Here is an 18689-nt window from a genome sequence, read left to right as displayed (position 1 = left end):
CACGGCAAAGTACGGTATGTCGGCTGCTCGAACTACTCGGGCTGGCACTTGATGAAGGCGCTGCACGTGAGCGAACGTGACCGTCTGCCGCGTTTCGTCAGCCAGCAGATTCACTACACGCTCGAAGCGCGCGAAGCCGAATACGAACTCGCGCCAATCGCGCTCGACCAAGGGCTCGGCATCCTGGTCTGGAGCCCGCTTGCAGGCGGCTTGCTGTCCGGCAAGCATCGCCGCAATGCCTCACCGGAAGGTACACGCCAGCTCGCCGGCTGGACCGAGCCGCCGATTCGCGACGAAGAACGCCTGTGGTCGATCGTCGACACGCTCGTTGAAGTTGCTGACGAGCATAAGGTATCCGCAGCACAGGTCGCGCTGGCGTGGACGCTGGGGCGCCCCGCCGTCGCGTCGGTCATTATCGGCGGACGCAACGAGGCGCAGTTGCGGGACAACCTCGGCGCGGCGAACCTCGCCCTGAGCGCAGATCAGCGCGCGCGGCTGGACAAGGTCAGCGCACCTCCTCTGCTTTACCCATACTGGCACCAGGTGCAGACCGCGAGCGACCGCCTCGGCATTGCCGACCTGTCGCTCCTTGGGCCGCATCTGAAGGCATGAGCTGCACCGGACATGGCAAACGCGTGGCTCCCGCATCAGTCGTCCCGAGGTGAACCCGAAAGTAGCCGATCAATCGCCCGGTGATCAGGAATCGCCACTCGGAAGGAGTGTTGAACAGCTCGTCCTGGGCCAAAGGCGTCGTGGTTTTCGAGCGCAACTGACGAATCCATTGGCCTTCTTCCAACGCGATCGAGTCTTCGAGAAAGAACAGGTCGTACTGTTCCAGATCACCATGCGAACCTGATTGCTTCGACCGGTTTCAGCCGTCCATGCACGTCATGGCACAAAGCGACGTCAAAGCCGACCTTGCTGCGAATACCGTCGAACAGCCTGTTGGCCACTTGCATCCAGGGCCGCGAGACGGGCCGCCAATACGCGCCTGAAGAGGCGCGTTGCCCTTAGGGCCTCCCCTATGGCGCTGAGACGACGCCGCTGCTGTTGCCGATCCGTGCCAGCCACCGGACGATGACACCGGGTACCGTGCACCTGATCCTCAAGCAGGTGTTCGACAATGCGATCGATCATCTGCAACAATGATCGCGGCTAATTTCGATCGTTCTTCACTTGACCAATGCTGAATTATTAACCACAATCTTTCCTGTGGAAACATAAGATTCGTTAACTCGACCGGCACTTCTTGCGCCATGACCCTGACCGCTCCAGCACGCACGGCCGTGCCTACGGATGAACGTCTGAAGCGTGTCCTTCTCGATCTGACCAAGATCTCCTGATGATTAAAATTCACCGGCTCGAATTCCTGCCATGAAAAATGGACCGTCTACAGATCACAAGACGCCTGTGCTGCCAAAGACAAAGACTAAGAAAACTATCGCCCAGCCCGTGCAAGACAAGCCCTATCACCATGGGTCGCTTCCGCACGCGCTGCTGGAGGCGGCCGAAGCCGTCTTGCGTCGCGACGGTATAGCCAGCCTGACGTTGCGCTCCATTGCCCGTGAGGCGGGCGTCTCGCATACGGCGCCCCAGCACCATTTCGGCGACTTGGCTGGCGTGCTCAGCGAACTTGCCGCCAGCGGCCACCGGCGGCTGACCGCGTCCATGGTAGCCAAAGCGGAAGGCCTCCCACCAGGGCCGGCCAGCCGAAAGGCCATTGCACGCGCCTACGTCAGCTTCGCGGTAGATAACCCCGACCTGCTTCGCCTGATGTTTCGCAGCGAGATGCTCGACCACACGCGGGTATCGCTCGTCGAGGCAAGACAGCTATCCGCACGCGCGCTAGTGGGTGCCTTCGACGAGCCGCTCAAGCCCACGCCGGGCAAATCCACGACGTTCGGCCGGTTGGATGCCCCACAGGCTATTGCGATGACTGCGGCTTGGGCCTATGTCCACGGCCTTGCGTCGCTGCTCATCGACGGTCGCCTGAAAGCGTTGGCCGCGTCCGCGGAAGGTATACGTAATACCGAAGAACTCGTGGATGCCGCGATTGAGCACGTACAGCTCATTCATGAGGCCGGTCTCAAGCTCAAGGCCGGGCAGGCCGCCACGAATCGACAGGCAAAGAAACCCAAAGCGGAGATGAGCGATTCGCTCTGAAGCCAAGGAGACAAGCATGAGAGTTCTGTTGATCGAAGATGATCTGCAGATTGGTCAAAGCCTGTTGCGCGCGCTCAAGGACGCCGACTTCAGCGTCGACTGGGTGAGAGACGGTATCGCCGGACGCACGGCTCTCGCCGGTACGGAGTACACCGTCGTATTGCTCGATCTGGGCTTGCCCGGCATGGACGGCATCGACCTCCTGAAGACGGCGCGCACATCGGGTAACGCCGTGCCGGTGCTGATACTGACTGCCCGGGATGATCTCGACTCGCGCGTTCAAGGCCTCGACGTCGGCGCCGACGACTACCTTCTCAAGCCCTTCGACGTGCCCGAATTGCTTGCGCGCATCCGCGCGGTGATCCGCCGCAAAGCCGGTTACGCGTCCTCGCGCCTGGGTGACGAGTCCCTATGCCTCGATCTCGACAAACGCACACTGACCTGCAACGGTGCGACAACCGTGCTGTCCGCGCGCGAATTCGCACTGATGCTGGCGTTCCTCGAGCGGCCCGGCACGATCCTCTCGCGCGAGCAACTGGAAGACCGCTTATACGGCTGGGGTAAAGAAGTGGAAAGCAACGCGGTGGACGTGCTGATTCATTCGGTGCGCAAGAAATTCGGCCAGAACGTGATTCGCAATGTACGCGGGCTCGGGTGGACCGTGATGCTTAACGATGCCCGCGAGGGACAGACGCCGTAAGACTGCTCCATCGAAACCAGTTCGCGAACCAGCACGAAAGCACCGACGAGCCCGAGGCTCGTGCCTTGACCCGAGTGACGCCTGCACCGGAAATCAATACGTTTCCATTCATCATGAGCACCGTCGTTATCTTTAATGTAGTCCGCGTGAATAAGTATCTTCTGCTGGTTGAGCGAGCAGGACACGCTTGATGCATCAATACCCGGCCGCGGTGGTACGTGCAATCGGCCGGGTTCGTTCAAGGGGCCTGAGACGCGGACGGAAATCCGATCGACGCGACGATCCCGGACTGACCGTCACGACGATTGCGAAGATTCACCGCGCCGCCACATTTACTCGCGATCGCCTCGACGATCGACAGGCCGAGACCACTGCCCTCGATTTGCGTATTGGCTCGAAAGAAACGGTCGAACACGCGTGGCAGCAGTTCTTCAGCAATGCCGGGCCCTGTGTCGGTCACGTCGATCCATACCATGCCGTCGCGTATCTGTACGCTCAGATCGACCTTGCCGCCGTCCGGCGTGTAGCGGATCGCGTTGCTGACCAGGTTGCGCACGGCAATGCCGACATCTGCCTCGACCGCGCGGACAAACGCGCTGGCCATTTCGTCGGCGCCGATATCGATGCCACGCTTCATCGCGATAGGCAATACCTCGGCCACCGCGTCGACGACTACGGCGGACACGTCGACACGCGTCAACGTATCAGCCTGCAGAGCCGCATCGGCACGCGCAAGCCTTAGCAATTGCGCGATCAGATTGCCACTGCGTGTGATGCCGCCGCGCAATTCGCAAAAGCGCTCCTGGTTGCCGGGCGCGATATGCGGCTGCAGATTGTCCGCCTGCAATTGAAGCGCGGTGAGCGGCGTGCGCAGTTCGTGCGCGGCATCGGAAATAAACTTTCGTTCCGACTCGATAGATTGTGCAAGCCGATCGATCATCAGATTGATCGAGTCGATAAAGGGCCGTATTTCGATCGGCACGCCTGACGTCGACAATTGGTGGAAATTACTGACGTCGATCCCCTGCACTTGCGCGCCCAAACGATTCAACTTGCGCAACGAGCGGCGCACGACCAGCAGCACGGCAATCCACACCAGCGGCACGAGTACGATCATCGGCCAAAGCGTATTGACCGCACTTTCTTCCGCAAGCTCGTGCCGCACCGCCGAGCGTTGCGCGACCTGAATCACCATGGACGGCTCACGCAGCGTGTAGATGCGCCATTCCTCGCCGCTAACGGCTGTCGTCACGAAACCCGCCGGCGCCTCGCGCGGCAGCGCCAGGGACGGTTCGGTCGACCGGTAAGGCGTGGCCTGATCGTCCTTCCAGACCGTAATGACAATGTCGCGTTCCGGTTGCGAGCCGCGCGCCGGAATGGCAGGCAGCGAATCCGCGAAACCGCCGCGCATGCGGCTGGCGACCTGTTCAAGCCGAAGGTCGAGCAACGCGCTCATGCCCGCTTTCGACAGCTGATATGAACTGACGCCCTGCACCACGCCGACGATGCTGACCAGCACGCAAAGCGCGAAGACAAGCTGGTTTCTTAGAGACTTGATCATAGGACGCAGAAAAAGTGTTTCGCCCACGGGTGATGCGTGGATGCCGGGGCACTCGGCGCAACGCGAGAGACGGGTGAGGCAGACTTTTTTTGTAAAGCGATTCTACTCCCGCGCCCCGGCGCTCTCTCGCGTAGAACGACGGCAAAGGCGCGCAGCCTTTGCTGCGCGCCCACCATTTAGCTCATGATGCGTGCTCCATCGAGGTGATGACCGTCCGGTGCCCGGGCATGTCGCCTGCCCGTGGCGATTGACTCGGCGCCTGGCTCGGGTGCCTGCATTAGCGCCAGTAGCCGTATCCATATCCGTAGTGCCCGTACCACCCGCGCGGGCGTCCGTAATAACCAACCACCACGGGCGGCGCATACACAGGCGGCGGCGCGTAATACACGGGTGGAGGCGGCGGCGCATAGACTGGCACGGGCGCGACGGGCACTGCGGCCACCATTGGCATCACTGGCACGCCGATACCGACACCAACGCCGACGAACACATGAGCCTCGGCAACACTCACGAGGCCGGCGCTTAATACGGCGGCGACTGCCACCTGGCGAATCCCTTTCATGCTTTTCTCCTTGAACTTCGGTGCAGCGCATTGATTGCATCGGTTGAGGTGCATTCTGCTCGCTGACAATGAGGAAAGAATGAGCGAACAGCCAGGCAGACTAATGGACTGATGTCGCGCATGTCGATAACCCATTCTCCGACCTCACCGACCAGCCAAGACCCCGGATGTTCCGGATCAAGGATTGTCCGTATTTCTTTCGGATTGCATGGATTAATACATCGACCGCGTTGCTCTCAACCTCTCTGCCCCAGCCGTACAGTCGTTCTTCAAGTTGGCTGCGCGAAAGTACCGCGCCACGACGTTCAAGCAAGGCATGCATCAGCGTGAATTCACGCGCCGAGAGCGACGACTCGAGACCATTCAGAAGAATGGTGCGCCTCTCGAGATCGAGACCAAGAAATTCGTCGCCGATTCTCGAAGTCGCATAGCCAGTCGTTCGCCGCAGGACCGCGCGCATGCGGGCAAGTAACTCACGGGGCACGAATGGTTTGAGTACACAATCGTCAGCGCCGGTATCGAGACCGCGCGCATGCGTTTCGGGATCATCGTGTGCGCTAAGGAGCACCACGGGGACCTTGTTGCCCGCAGCACGCGATGCCTTCAACAACGCTATGCCGCCAATGCCCGGAAGACTCAAATTGAGGAGCACGACCGCGTAATAGCTTGCTGCGATCGCAAGGCTGGCAGCACGGCCGTCCCGCACCCAGTCGACGGTATATTCCGCATCTCTCAAAACACAAAAAAGACTTTGACCAGTATGCAGGTCATTTTCAGCCAGTAGTACTCGCATCTTTCTCTCGATGTTGTTGCCCTGAGCGTCCCCTTTATCTGGTTCTGAACGCCGTCAGGATTGGTAACCCCCGCTTCATTTGTAAAACCATCTATATGTTTTTAGAATTCCTTGCATCGCTGTGCGAGATCGCCTCGTCCTGCCCGATAAGACAACCATGATCTTGACGCCCCGCCTGGGGGCCAAATGGGTGTGCAGAGTCATGCCAGCTGGATATCTTTCCAGTGGAAATATTAGATGAGACCAGTCTTCCAGTCAACATCTTTCCAGTGGGCAATTGTATCTTCAAAGATCCGATCGCGTCCTGCCGGACTGTCAGTTCGAAGTCGGGACCTGCTGGCCCATACGACGACAGAGCGCGTCATCTCATGGATTGTCGAAATGGAGTCACACTCAAACGAGCTCAACGAGCAGAGGTCCCAGTAACGCCAACAGCACACTTGCGATTGCATACGTGACAGCAAAGGGCACGGTAGGCACCGCACTTTCAGACTTTTCCAGCACCTGACCGAATGCCGGATTTGCTGCACGTGAGCCGGCCAATGCACCGGCGAGCAAAGCTGAGTTGTTGTAGCGCAATACGTAGCGTCCGAACAACATGGTAAGCAGTAGCGGAAAGAGCGCGACGAATATACCGAGTAACAAGATGGTTATCCCGCTTTGCCGGATCGTCAGGAGCGCCTGCATCCCGGAATTGAGACCGACCGTAGCAACAAATGCAGATAACCCGAAATCCTTTAACAGTTGCGAGGCCGCCGAAGGCATTGCCCCATACTTGGGATATTTGCCTCGCAACCAACCAAATGCCAGCCCCATCAGAAGGCAGCCCCCGCCTGCGCCGAGCGTTAACGCGAAACCACCGACATAGGCTACGACAAGCCCTAGCAGCAGACCAGAAACCAGACCTAGTCCGAGATAAACGAAGTCGGTCTTATCCGAACAGGGCAAGTCATAACCCGCTACCTCGACCGCTCGTTTGGTGTTTTCAGGAGATCCATAGAACGTAATGACGTCACCATGCTGCAACTCCGTTTCCCAAAGGAGAGGCAGTGGCCTCTCAGCCCGCGTTATGCCGAGGATAAACACGCCACGACGCAGCGCCCGATCAAGTGAATTGCGGGCCTTCGAGATCGTCACACGGTTCATGCCTTTTCTGGCAAAGACCGCTTGCCGGCTCTCCATCTCGACACTGATGCCTTCAGCTTCCGCGACCTCTTCCCCAAGCTGGGCCGCAGCAACCACCACCCACTTGCGCAGGCCCACGATCAGAACGATGTCATCCTTCTCCAGCACCACGTCCGCTGCCGGATCGATCAGTCTGTCCTCTCGACGAATGCGCTCGACGGTGATCAAATCTTTTTGGCTTACTTCGATTTCCGCGATCGTGCGGCCTGCAGCCGGCCCGGCACGGTACGCCCGGCCGATGAGTCCCGGCATTGATGCGCTTCGGCCGGGCCGCAGCCGCATGCCGCCGTCAGCTGCCTTCTCGACTTTGATCGCAGCGTCATGCAGACCTTCACGCGTGAATCGCGGCACGATATTCACACAGACAAGTATCGCGCTTAGCAAGCCGGGCACATAGGTCACAGCAAAGGCGATCGCCACTTCCGATTGCAGAAACTTTACTTCTGTCGGAGGTAGCCCAAGCCTCGCGATCGCGTCTCCGGCCGTGCCGACAATAGCTGACTGTGTCAACGCACCGGCCGCCAGACCTGCTGCGAGGCCTTTATTAAGGTGGAATAGCCTCGCGCAGGCGACCACGGTAAAGAGTGCTGACAATGCAAGGAAAGCGGCTAGCGCGAACTCGCGGAGCGTCTTGCGATTGAACGACGCAAAAAACTGCGGACCGGATGAATACCCAACCGCGTAGATGAATACGCTCAGCATCAGCGCCTTTACCCCGTTGTCGATGGTGACACCGGCTTGGCTGATGAGCACGGCCGCGAGCAGGGTTCCTCCCACCCCGCCCAACTGGAAGGAGCCGAAATTGATGCGGCCAATGTAATATCCGATGGCAAGTGAGAGGAAAAGCGCGACCTCCGGCGACCTCTGAAATAGTGTGTGTAACTCGTGCATTTTGATCAACTTGTTGAGCGATGGTTGGCGATGCCGCTACGTCAAAATCTTTCCGATGGGCAGATTTGGCCGCACGCAGGTCAGGACCTGACGCTGCCTGATTGCTACGCATGACGAAGCGACTGATCGTGTATATCCGCCGCGCCTTGATGACGAGTGCGCGATATTCGCGCCCGCCGTAGTCGCGGAGCCCCGTCAGAACAGGTGATTGACGCGCAAAATGCCTTCGTTCGAGCGATACCCGCTTCCAAACTGGCCGCCGTATTCCAGCTTGATCTCGGTGTTTTTCGAAACGCTGAGGTTCATGTCCAGCTTCACCTTCGCCAGCGCCGACGGAGCCGATGAGACAGCGGTGAAAGGCGCGACGCCCTGCGCACTGCCGACGAACTGCGCGTCTGTTTCCCAATGGTTCCGGTCGTGGAAAACCGCGCCCGCCGCCACGTCCGGGCGCAGCACCATGCCATTGGCAAAGGCCCACCGTCCGCCCAGTTCGAACATCGGCGAGGCCGAAAGCGTCGTGCCGCTCGAACTGTTGACGGCGAGATCCAGCGCGCCCGCACCCTGTTCGGTGTAGCTGCCCGTATGGAAATGCACGAGATGAATGTCCAGATACGGCTTCATGTACCAGTCATTCATTGGAATCGTATAGGCGATGCGCGAGTGCAGTCCAGCCTCGTAGGTATTGAAGTCACCATTCGCCTGGGTTGCAGAGCCCGGTAACGCGACGTTGCGCGTGGAGTTATCCCAACCGTAGGCTGCATCGGCACCGCCGGAGATCGTCCAGCGGCCGATTTCCTTCTTCAGGACGATACCCAGTTGCGGACCGTGTGCGTTGACGTCGCCCACGCCGTCCGAGCCGTCCAGCGTCGTCGTGCCGTATGCCACGCTGCCGCCTATGAACCAGCCGTCGCCCAAGCCGTGCTGGCCGCCGAACTGCATGGCATAGGTGCTGGCGTTGTAGCCAAGCCCGTCCGAGCCATCCGCGCTCGTGCGGTTATCAATGACCCGCCCCCATCCGCAGTCGTGCTCGTGCATCATCGTATCGGTGGTCCCATCAAAGGTCGGGCAGCTATACATGCGCTCGACAAACGCATGGCTTGCCGCGAGACCTGCATTTCCTACCGCCTGCTGAGTTTCATTGCCCAGCCTGTTGAGCGCGGCGTTATAAGCGGCGTGGTCCTGAATGCCGTTCGCCAACTGCGCGAACACGGTGCCCAGCGCATTGGCGCTTGCGCCCGAATCGAAGTTCGCTTGCAGGTGGTTCGCCAACGACTGCGCACTCGCGCTCAGACCCGCCGCGCTCGCGGCGAAGTTCGCGTGCGGCGTGACATACAGCGATTCGCCGGCGCCCTGCGCATTGGGCGTGCTGCCAGCCGCCAGCGTGTAGTTGACGAGATACGGATTGCTCGCCTGCAGTTGCGACGCGTCGAGCACGCCGTGTACGTCCATCACGTCGAGCGTGCTGTCGGTCAGGCGCGTCGGGCGCATGACCACCTCGCCGGCGAGGGTCGCGTTGCCTGTGATGGTCACACGGTCACTCGTTCCCGCCACATGATCGCTGTCGATCATGATTTGCCCGCTTTGCTGCTGCACGACGTTGCCGTTGATCTGCAAGGACGAAATCGCCGATCCGCCCACTTCCAGTGTGCCACCGTTGGTCAACGTGCTATGGGATCCACCGAGGTCGAGCGACGTCGCGCTCAGCGTCGAGGAAGGCTTTCCGTTGATCGTGCTGCCATCGGCAAGCGTGGTATTGCCGTAAAAGCTGGATCCGGCCTCGTTGGTAATCGCAACCGGTGTCGTCGATGCCGATGCCACGACGATTCCGTTGACGCTCGGCGTGTTCTTGTTCGTGAGCGTGCCGTTGTCGATCGTGCCGTAGTTGTCGATCGTGTTCGTCCCCGCGCCATCAACGAAGATACCGCCCGCCGAGTTGGCCCACGACTCGACAGAGCTGCCACTTCCAATGTTGATCGACGTATTGTTTGAGCCGTTTCCGCGACTTTGTACATAGATGCCATACGCGCCCTGGCCTGAAGTCCGAACGATGGAGCCCCCGCTCAGCGCGACGCTGACGTTCCCCGTACAGGGCTGCGAACTACTGCACTTGGCAGGGCTCGCTCCTGCGAACGCATAGCCTGAGTTATTCGCGCCTGCGATAACGCCACCGCCTCCGCCCACCGCTTGTGCGAAGATCGCGTGGGCATCGTCCCCGCCCGTGACGATGCTGCTGTTGCTTCCGATATTGACCGAAACATTGCCACCCTGGCCGCTCTCGGTGGTCGGCGTCGACTGCAGGCCCGAAGCCAGATTGACGTTTTGCATGCTGCCGATCACGCCGCCGCCACCGCCCACGCTTTGCGCGAAAACACCGACGGCGCCCGCACCGCTTGTCGAGATCCAGGACGTGTTGTTCAGGTTGACGTTGACGGCGCCACCGTCACCAGATTGCTTCGTACCACCGAACAGCGTGGAGAGAGAGGTACCCGGCGTCGCGCCAACGAACAGACCTCCGCCTCCACCCACGCTTTGCGCCAGAATGCCGTACGCACCGGCTCCCGTTGTCAGCACATACGAGTCGCTCGAATGCGCCGCCGCGCCGAGCGTCACGTCAACCTCACCGCCGTTGCCGCTCGCGCCATCTTTGTCGCCGATTTGAAGCGGTACGATTGTTGTCTGCTGGACGCCGCCAGTGGTCGAGTTGGTCGCGCTGGTGGTCGTGAGCGTGCCGCCGCCTCCACCAATGCTCTGTGCCACGATGCCAATCGCATCCGCGCCGCTCGTGGTGACGCTGCCAGGCGCACTCTGGCCCATGGTGACTTGCACCGTGTTGCCTGCTCCGCCGGCACCGCCGCTTCCGCCGAGTGTCACACTGATTTTCGGGTTGTTTCCACTATCCGATGCACCCACGTCGCTGGACAGCACCTGGGCCGTCCCGCCGCCGCCGCCAACGCTCTGAGCAAGCATGCCGAACGATTCGTTCGCGGAGGTGGCGACCGCTCCATCATTGTTCACCGTCACGGTGCCGCCGTTGCCTCCCGCGCCGCCCGACCCGCCGACGGTCACGTTGAAATTCTTCAGCGCGCCGTCTTGAGAGCCGGTGACGGCCCCCTTGCCACCGCCACCACCGACGCTTTGCGCATCGATCGCATACGATGAAACACCGTTCGTCGCGATGGTGCCGCTGTTGGCGACGGTGACCGAATTACCGTCGCCACCGCTTACGCCGTTTCCGCCAAGCGTGAGTCCCGCATTTGTGTTGCTGCTGTCGCCGGTGTCTCCACTGTTAGCGCTGCCGGAAAAGCTCGTCGCGCCGCCCACGCCACCGCCGCCGCCAATGCTCTGTGCAAAGATGGCATCGGACTTGACGCCGTCCGTCTCGATGGCGTTCGTATTGGCGACGCTGACACTCCCGCCTATGCCGCCGGTGCCACCCTTTCCACCAATCGTCGCCTGCAGCGCGAGACTGCCGGCGGAGCCAGAATCGTCATCATCATCGCTGTCGCTATCACCCACAGCTTGAACGCCGCCCGAACCACCGCCGGTGATCGCCGTGTTCAACTGCTGGATGCCTTTAATGCCTTTTAGTACGTCATTGCTGATCTGGTACACGCCGTCCGCAACCTTGGTCGCGCCGCCTGCGCCGGAGCCGAGCCCGTTGGCGAGCGCATTCGTCATGTTGTTGACCGCCGTTTCGGGGCTTTGCGCGCCGCCAGTCGTGGAGGCGCCCTTGCCCGCTTTGCCGCCGCCGCCGCCGATGCTTTGCGCCATGATGGCATCGGCATCCGCGCCCTTCGTCAGCAAGGCTGCGGTATTGTCGACCGTCACCTGCCCACCGGTGCCGCCCTTGCCGGCGTTTCCGCCCACGGTTACGGACAGTTTTAGACCATCGTTGCCGCCATTTGCCTTGGCCGTGCCGCCGCCAGACGCGCCACCTCCTCCGCCGATACTTTGCGCCAGGATGGCGTTTGCACCATCGCCCGCAGTAACGATGTTGGTGCCCGTGCCGTTGCCGTTGTTATTGACATTGACAGAACCTCCGCTGCCGCCCGTGCCGCCTGAGCCCCCGACCGTAATCGAACCCGTGAAGCTCTGAGCCCCGGTGCCACTGGACGCCGCCGAGTCGCCGGTGCCGCCCACGCCACCGCCACCGCCCACGCTCTGTGCAAGAACGCCGTACGCGTCAGCGCCCATCGTCGCAACCAGGCCACCGTTGCCGTTGATGGTGACCGCGCCGCCACTGCCGCCCGCGCCACCCTTTCCACCTACGCTCGAACTGACCGAAATATTGGTGCCGTCGCTTCCCGCCTTGGCATACGACGATGCAGTCGAGTCGCCGCCGTTGCCACCGCCGCCGGCAATGTTCTGCGCGATGATGCCGATCGCGCCATCTCCGGCGGTCGTGACGAGGCCCGTGTTATTGACTGTGACCGGGCTTTTGGTCTGGTCTCCGCCTGCGCCCGCGCCGCCGCCAATGGCGACGCTGACCGAGGTCGTCGGAAATTCAGGATCGCCACTCAAAGCGACGGCGGTTGCAAGCGCTGAACCGCCTTGACCGCCCCCGCCACCGATGCTCTGGGCCTTGATGCCGTACGCATCGGCGCCGTATGTCGAGACCTGGTTGTTGTTCGTCAGCGTCACCGCGCCGCCGGATTGCCCGGAGCCTGCGGAGCCGCCTAGCGCGAAAGACGTGGAGACCTGAACGCCGGCGTTGAGCGCAACGGCAGAGCCGCCGTTGCCGCCGCCGCCGCCGATGCTCTGTGCCTCGATGCCGCCTGACTGCTGACCGAAGGTCGTGACAAGGCCATCGTTCTGCACCGTGACGGTAGAACCGCTACCGCCGCCCTTGGCATCCCCGCCGATGGCGAGCGTAGGCAAGACGGTGCCTACCGCGAAAGCATTGCCGCCGTTACCGCCAGCATCGCCGATGCTTTGCGCAACAATGGCGTTCGCGGAGTCGCCCCGGGTGATGATGGTGTCGTTAAGGACTGCCGAACTGGAGTCACTGCCTAAGAGGCCGACCGTGACGGCTTGTGCGTCGCCGCCGGCACCTCCATTGCCACCGATTGCCAGGTTGCCGGTTGAGACGGCGTTCCCGCCGCTTCCGCCACCGCCACCCACGCTCTGCGCAAGAATGCCGTCAGCGCCCGTACCAGTCGTGGTGATGCTACCGCCGCTGCCCGATACATAGACTTGGCCGCCAGCACCGCCGTTGCTGGCTGCGCCGCCGCGTGAATAGAAAATGCCGCTCGCGTCGCCACCCTTGCCGCCCATGCCACCCACGCTTTGCGCCAGCACGCCATGCGCGAAACTGCCGCTCGTGGTCACTGTGCCGTCAATGACCGCTGTCGCGGTATTGCCCGCGCCGCCTTGGCCCGCGTCACCGGCATTGGTACCGATTGCCGCGCCTTTGCCGCCCGCACCGCCTACGCCGCCATTCGAGCGAACCAGCACCGCTGGAGCCACGGAAGATGAAGTGGTAGGCGTGTCGTCTCCCTGAGTGATGACAACGCCGTTGCTTTCGATGGTTACCGATGCCGATCCCGCTTGCCCCCCGATAGCGCCCGTGCCACCTCCCGCATAATAGCCGCCCGCCGCGACCGCACCCGCACCCCCTGCACCGCCATAGCTGATGGCGGAGACAGCAACCGTCGCTTGATGCGGCGCGCTGGTCACGGACGTCGTGGCGCCCGTGACGCCCGTGGGCGTTTGCCCGACATCGACAATTGCATTGCCGCCGACGCCACCCACGCCTCCATTGCCGCCGGTTGTCGTGCTGCCCGATGCATCGCCGCCCGCGCCACCGTCTCCGCCACTCGAAACTGCGCTGAGAACGTTTATTCCGCCGGTAACGGATCCTCCGGACTGAAGCGTCAACGTAGCGTTACCGCCGTTACCGCCGTTGCCACCGTTACCGCCGGTACCACTCTGCCCCCCGTTTCCGGTATTTCCGTCGCCTCCCTGGCCGCCAGCACTTCGCACCAGCGCGCCGTTTGACGGTACGACACCCTGGTAGAGAAGTGTTGCTGCGCTGACGGTGCCCGATATCGTCAGGGTGCTCTGCGGAGCCGACCCGCCGCCCCCGCCGGCCCCGCCACCTGCTCCCGACGAATATTGACCCAAACCTCCCTGGCCGCCGGTGCCACCTTGCGCAAGGACGTCAATGCCGTCCCCGGCCGATGACTGAATGGTGCCCGTCACGCTCGCCTCTACGGGCGAACTGGACGCGCCGCCGTCGCCCCCATTGCTGCCCGCCGCCGACACGAGTCCTGCGTTATCGTCCGCGCCCTTCACGCCGGTGCCACCGAAGGCTTCAACGAGCGCACCTGTCGCGACCGTCGATATCGCCCCGCCAATCGCGACGCTCACCGGCCCGCTACCTCCAGCGTTTCCGGATTTCGACGGATAGTAGCCAAGGCTGCCGTCGTCGCCGTACAGCGTCGATCCGCCTTGAGAGAGCACGGTCAACCCTGGCGAAGAAGCGTCCGTGGAAGAAACAGAACCGTTCATCGTCACCTGAATCTGCCCACCGTCACCTCCCGTGCCGCCCTTCCCAACCGTCCCAATCTTGGCGCCTTGCCCGCCGCCACCGGCGCCGCCCTGAGAGACGAATTGCAGAATGCCGCCCGGGTTCGCCCCGGACGCGTTGACGCCTGCACCTACGGCCGCAGTGATACCGCTTCCCGCCGCGCCTGCACCGCCGTCGCTGCCGTCTGTGTTGGCTGAGCCTCCCGCTCCGCCATACGTCTCCAGTTGCATTGCGCTCCAGGTGAGCGTCGCAGCCAAAGTCTGTGGTGAAGTCACCAATACAGCGATAGGGGAAGGCGACTGTCCGGTTTGACCAACGCCTCCGCTAGTGCCGCAAAGGATCAGCTGGTTTGGCGTGCCGCTGGCTGGGCTGCAACCCGACGTCGACCTGACGGATTGCCCCTGCGCGAAGGCGGGGACCGCAAACAAGCTTGCCGTCACGCCGGCGATCGAGAGGACCGCGAACGACTGGAGTATTGACACCGTGCACGCTCGCATTGGAAACGGAGCGATGTGGGTTCTGGCGAAAAAGAATCTGGATGCCGGCATGAGATGTCCTGTCAAAAACTAAAAAGTGTGTTGATGTACGTACACGCGACATGATTCCGTCGACATTCAATTCGACATCGAATCGCATTCCTAAGTTGTTTATTACCGATGGAGCTTTTGTTTATTCTTTCGATGCCTTCGTCTGGACCAGACCGCGATCTTTTCTGGACCAATCGTCGCCAATGCGACGCGCTAACCAGCGCCGAGAATTCTTCAGGGTGATGCATCGGACGCTCAATTCACGTCCGCTTTCTTGGTCAAGTGAAAACAACGCCATTCAACCGGCGCCGTTGCTTCCTCTTGCCACAGCGGTTAGGGCGAGTCCCGGTTCCCGAGCATCATTGCGATCCACAAGAGAATGCGGACGGTTCCTGATCAGACATTGAAGCAATGCGGCCGCCGACCGCGGCGACTGCTTCTACCCGCAGACCTTGCGTCCGCGTCTGTTCGGCGACGTGCAGTGCGAGACAAATTTTTACAGTGGAAAGATGATGCCAGCAAGCAGCGGTTCCGTCAACATCTTTCCAATGTAAAATTTATGGGGATTTCTGGACGTGAGCAGGCTAGGAAACAGGCCAAGTTTCATGACCCAAATCATCAGATGATAAGGAGGCAATCCGGTGAACGCTTTGATCTGCCCTATCGGAAGGGGCAGCTACGTCCATTTCGCCCGGAAGATTCGTCAGCTCAAGACCGTTTTAGCGGTTGTCAGCGGCGGTCTGGCAAATATTGTCAGGCATATCGCCGGATGACAATTCCGGCCGGGGAAGCAGCGTTCACCTTCGGCAATCGAAGGGCCGTTTGCTGAGCAAAGCGGCAGACACCACCATGAAGCCCACGGCGACCGTGCAGGACATGACGCGCTTATTCCTCAAATGACAAGGAGCAGTGAAACGTAGTGCACAGCGCACCGGAGCAGACACAGTGTGTCGACATGGGTGGCTGTGCTGACCAGTCGCAATTAGAAATGGTGAACTACACCAGCCGCTACTGTCACCATGCTGCGTGACGACGACGGCGATGAATTGAATCCGTCACCAATGGAGGCAGTCGCGGCAATGATGGAAACGCCATTGGAACCAAGAGTCTGTCCATTCGCTCGCTGATACGCCTGCACCATGTACAGACCCGTCCGCTTGGAGAGGCTATAGAATTCCGCTAGCGAGCCTTGCTGATACTGCGCGCCGTTCGTGATTCCATTTGCCTTGCTTGCGCGCGTGTAACTGTATCCGGCAGAGAAATCCCATACCGTTGCCACGCGGTAGTGCATCACTGCGCCAAACGTATTCCATACTGCTTGCGACTTGAATGCCGATCCAATCCCCGGAACGTACTGGACGTTCGAATAGGACAATGAAAGATCGACGTCGGGCGTAAAGGCATATCCCCCAGTCACCGCGAACCGGTCTTGTGCCGCGGCAGTCTGGTATCCGTTTGTGACAGCCGAGACTCCCTGTTGGCCATTGTTTGTGGCAGTGGAATTCGCGCCCCATGCTCCCCCGCCCGGCGTAGCATTGTTGAAGCGTTCAAACCCGGCGCCGATTCCGAACGGACCCATTTTATATTTCGCACCGGCACTCCAGCTTGAACCCGTATTGAGGCTTCCTGGCGTACCGCCGAGTGCGTATGAAGCGCTGGCCGTGAATCCGTGGACAGTTGGCGTCGTATACAAGGCGGTGTTGTTCGTCTTGTAGTCCGTATCGAAATTGTCGAGATCGCCGGGGTGGGCGCCGGAGAAGCCCGTCAGCCAGTTGGTCGGCGAATACGGCGCAATCATCCAGTAGTAGGACAAATATTGGCGGCCCAGCGTCAAGCTGCCGTAAGTCTGGTCCTTCAACCCCACCCACGCCTGTTGAGCAAACATCGCACCCGCAAACTGCGCGTTGCCATTTGCGGAACTGAAACGCGACATGAGGTTGAAGATGGCGGACAGGCCGCCGCCCAGGTCCTCGCTTCCAGTCATACCGAACTTGCTGCCCTCCCAGATGCCAGGCGAGAGCTGTATGTTGTGCGCGCCTCCGTGCGTGGAGCCAAGTGTTGTCTGGCTGTTCGAGTAGGCGATGCCATTGTCGATCACGCCATAGAGCGTGACGCTGCTTTGTGCATGTGTGATGCCCGGCACCGCAGTGGCGCAAACTACCGATAAGCCGACGAACAGCCCCTTCCTTGTTTTCACAACGGTCTCCTCAGTACTTGTTGAATGAGCCGGTTGGCCACCGCACTCAATACCGCAAATTCGATCTGCATTTGCTCCGCCAAAGGTAGCGCTAACAAATCGAGTTAAAAATAAATTCAACTTATGAGCCTGCGCTCGGTTGCGAGCTTTCCATGTCAGCACACGGTCCTCTCAATCTCTTCGAGACTCAGACCCGCGGTTTCCCTTATGCGATAGATCGCGAACAGGAACGCCACCAGGCAACAGACCGTGAACACCGCAAATGCCGAGGCAGCCCCCGTCTCCAGCAACGCGGGAAAGGTCGATGCGACGATAAAATTCACCAGGAACATGGCGAGCGCGGCGGCAGACATGGTGCGCGCGCGAATCCGCATCGGCAGCAGCTCGGGCATCATCACCCAGACGAGCGGACCCCAACTGAACGAAAAGGCTGCCTTGAAAAAGGCGAGCGCGCCCACGGCGACAATACTGCCCGCTGCAGTAGCAGGACCGCCGAAATGGAATACGCAGCCAAGCGTTGCCATGCTCGACGCCATCACGAGCGCACCACCGATCAGAAGTGGCCGGCGCCCGACACGATCGACCACACGTGCCGCAAAGATTGTCATGATGATCGACAACACCCCGAGCCCCACGCTGTTGAGCAACGCCGCCGATTCACCGAAGCCCGCCGCGCGCAGAATCGTCGGCGCGTAGTAGACGATTGTGTTGATGCCCAATGCCTGCTGAAGCATGGCCAGTCCAAACACACTGATCAGGGTCGGACGAAGTGCCTTCGATTTCAGCAGGTCGATCAGACGTACCGTAATCGAAGTCTCGTTGGCCTGTTGAATCTCGCGCAATGATTCGGCTGCATCGCCCGGCGTGTTGGTAATTTCCAGCACACGGCGCGCTTCGCTAACGCGGCCTTGACGCACGAGCCAACGCGGCGAGTCCGGCTGAAAGAACATGCCGATTGTCAGAAAGACAGACGGCACAGCCGCGAGACCCAGCATCCAGCGCCATTGCCCATGCGCTGCCAGCAGATAGCACACCACATACGAAATCAGAATGCCTGTCGCAATCGCCAACTGATTCATCGACGCAAGTCCGCCCCGGATGTGTTTCGGCGCAATTTCAGACAGATACAGGGGCACCTGCGTGGTCGATACGCCGATCGTGATACCAATCAGCACGCGAGCAACGATCAGCGTCATCGGATCGGGTGCAAATGCGGACAGAACCGACGTGACAATGAACATCGCACCCGCGCCAATCAGCATCTTGCGTGGACCGAAGCGATCCGCAAGCCGCGCTGTGCCGAAAGCGCCAATCATGGCGCCGAGCAGCAGTCCGCCCACCACCATGCCCTGCAGATGTGCGTTGAGCGACATGTCCTTACGGATAAACAACAACGCTCCCGCGATCACGCCGCTGTCATAGCCAAAGAGGATGCCGCCAAGGGCGCCGAATAGATAGGCAAGGCGCGCGCGATTGCGCGACCTCGCCGGAAAATAGCCTAGCGTCTCAATTTCCATCTGTTGTCTCGATCATGGTTTTTTTTAGGTGGGCTCATCGCCCATTACATGTGCTGCAGCAACA

At 60.7% G+C, this 18689-nt stretch carries 11 protein-coding genes; 4 read left to right on the top strand and 7 right to left on the bottom strand.

Annotation, left to right across the window (positions count from 1 at the left end; genetic code table 11):
• The 3 genes from ABH944_RS19800 to ABH944_RS19790 form a co-directional block, all read left to right on the top strand.
• On the top strand, positions 1–612 hold a 612-nt coding region (locus ABH944_RS19800; protein ID WP_404659454.1), incomplete at its 5' end, for an aldo/keto reductase.
• A 762-nt stretch (positions 613–1374) separates the two neighbouring features.
• Positions 1375–2163 (top strand): WHG domain-containing protein, encoded by a 789-nt coding sequence (locus ABH944_RS19795; protein WP_404608454.1) that lies wholly within the window; start codon positions 1375–1377, stop codon positions 2161–2163.
• A 16-nt stretch (positions 2164–2179) separates the two neighbouring features.
• A complete protein-coding gene (locus ABH944_RS19790; protein WP_404608452.1) occupies positions 2180–2863 on the top strand; it encodes a response regulator transcription factor in 684 nt (227 codons plus the stop codon).
• A 238-nt stretch (positions 2864–3101) separates the two neighbouring features.
• On the opposite strand, the gene ABH944_RS19785 is transcribed toward ABH944_RS19790, so the two are convergent.
• The 5 genes from ABH944_RS19785 to ABH944_RS19765 all read right to left on the bottom strand — a co-directional run bounded on the left by ABH944_RS19785 (position 3102) and on the right by ABH944_RS19765 (position 14614).
• Positions 3102–4424: an ATP-binding protein gene (locus ABH944_RS19785; RefSeq protein WP_404608450.1), complete on the bottom strand. Its 1323-nt coding sequence runs from the start codon at positions 4422–4424 to the stop codon at positions 3102–3104.
• 277 nt (positions 4425–4701) lie between these two features.
• Entirely contained in the window at positions 4702–4986 is a 285-nt protein-coding gene (locus tag ABH944_RS19780) for a hypothetical protein (RefSeq protein WP_404608449.1), read from the bottom strand.
• A gap of 100 nt (positions 4987–5086) precedes the next feature.
• Positions 5087–5779, bottom strand: a complete 693-nt coding sequence (locus ABH944_RS19775) for a response regulator transcription factor (RefSeq protein ID WP_404608448.1) — start codon at positions 5777–5779, stop codon at positions 5087–5089.
• Positions 5780–6172: 393 nt separating this feature from the next.
• The gene (gene aspT / locus ABH944_RS19770) at positions 6173–7855 is read right to left on the bottom strand and encodes an aspartate-alanine antiporter (RefSeq protein ID WP_404608447.1); all 1683 of its coding nucleotides are present in this window, start codon (positions 7853–7855) and stop codon (positions 6173–6175) included.
• Positions 7856–8050: 195 nt separating this feature from the next.
• Positions 8051–14614, bottom strand: a complete 6564-nt coding sequence (locus ABH944_RS19765) for a hypothetical protein (protein ID WP_404608446.1) — start codon at positions 14612–14614, stop codon at positions 8051–8053.
• A 778-nt stretch (positions 14615–15392) separates the two neighbouring features.
• Between ABH944_RS19765 and ABH944_RS19760 the strand changes: the two genes are divergently transcribed.
• Positions 15393–15740 carry a hypothetical protein gene (locus ABH944_RS19760; protein WP_404608445.1) on the top strand — a complete coding sequence of 116 codons (348 nt, stop codon included), beginning with the start codon at positions 15393–15395 and terminating at the stop codon, positions 15738–15740.
• A 153-nt stretch (positions 15741–15893) separates the two neighbouring features.
• On the opposite strand, the gene ABH944_RS19755 is transcribed toward ABH944_RS19760, so the two are convergent.
• Positions 15894–17108 carry a porin gene (locus ABH944_RS19755; protein WP_404608443.1) on the bottom strand — a complete coding sequence of 405 codons (1215 nt, stop codon included), beginning with the start codon at positions 17106–17108 and terminating at the stop codon, positions 15894–15896.
• Between the two features lie 155 nt (positions 17109–17263).
• On the bottom strand, positions 17264–18625 hold the full coding sequence (locus ABH944_RS19750) for a sugar porter family MFS transporter (RefSeq protein WP_404608441.1): 1362 nt from the start codon (positions 18623–18625) through the stop codon (positions 17264–17266).
• Positions 18626–18689 lie beyond the last annotated feature (64 nt).

The organism is Caballeronia udeis (genome assembly GCF_044909315.1).
In the GTDB taxonomy this organism is placed as follows: Bacteria; Pseudomonadota; Gammaproteobacteria; order Burkholderiales; family Burkholderiaceae; genus Caballeronia; species Caballeronia udeis_A.
This window is presented reverse-complemented; position numbering and strand designations above follow the sequence as displayed.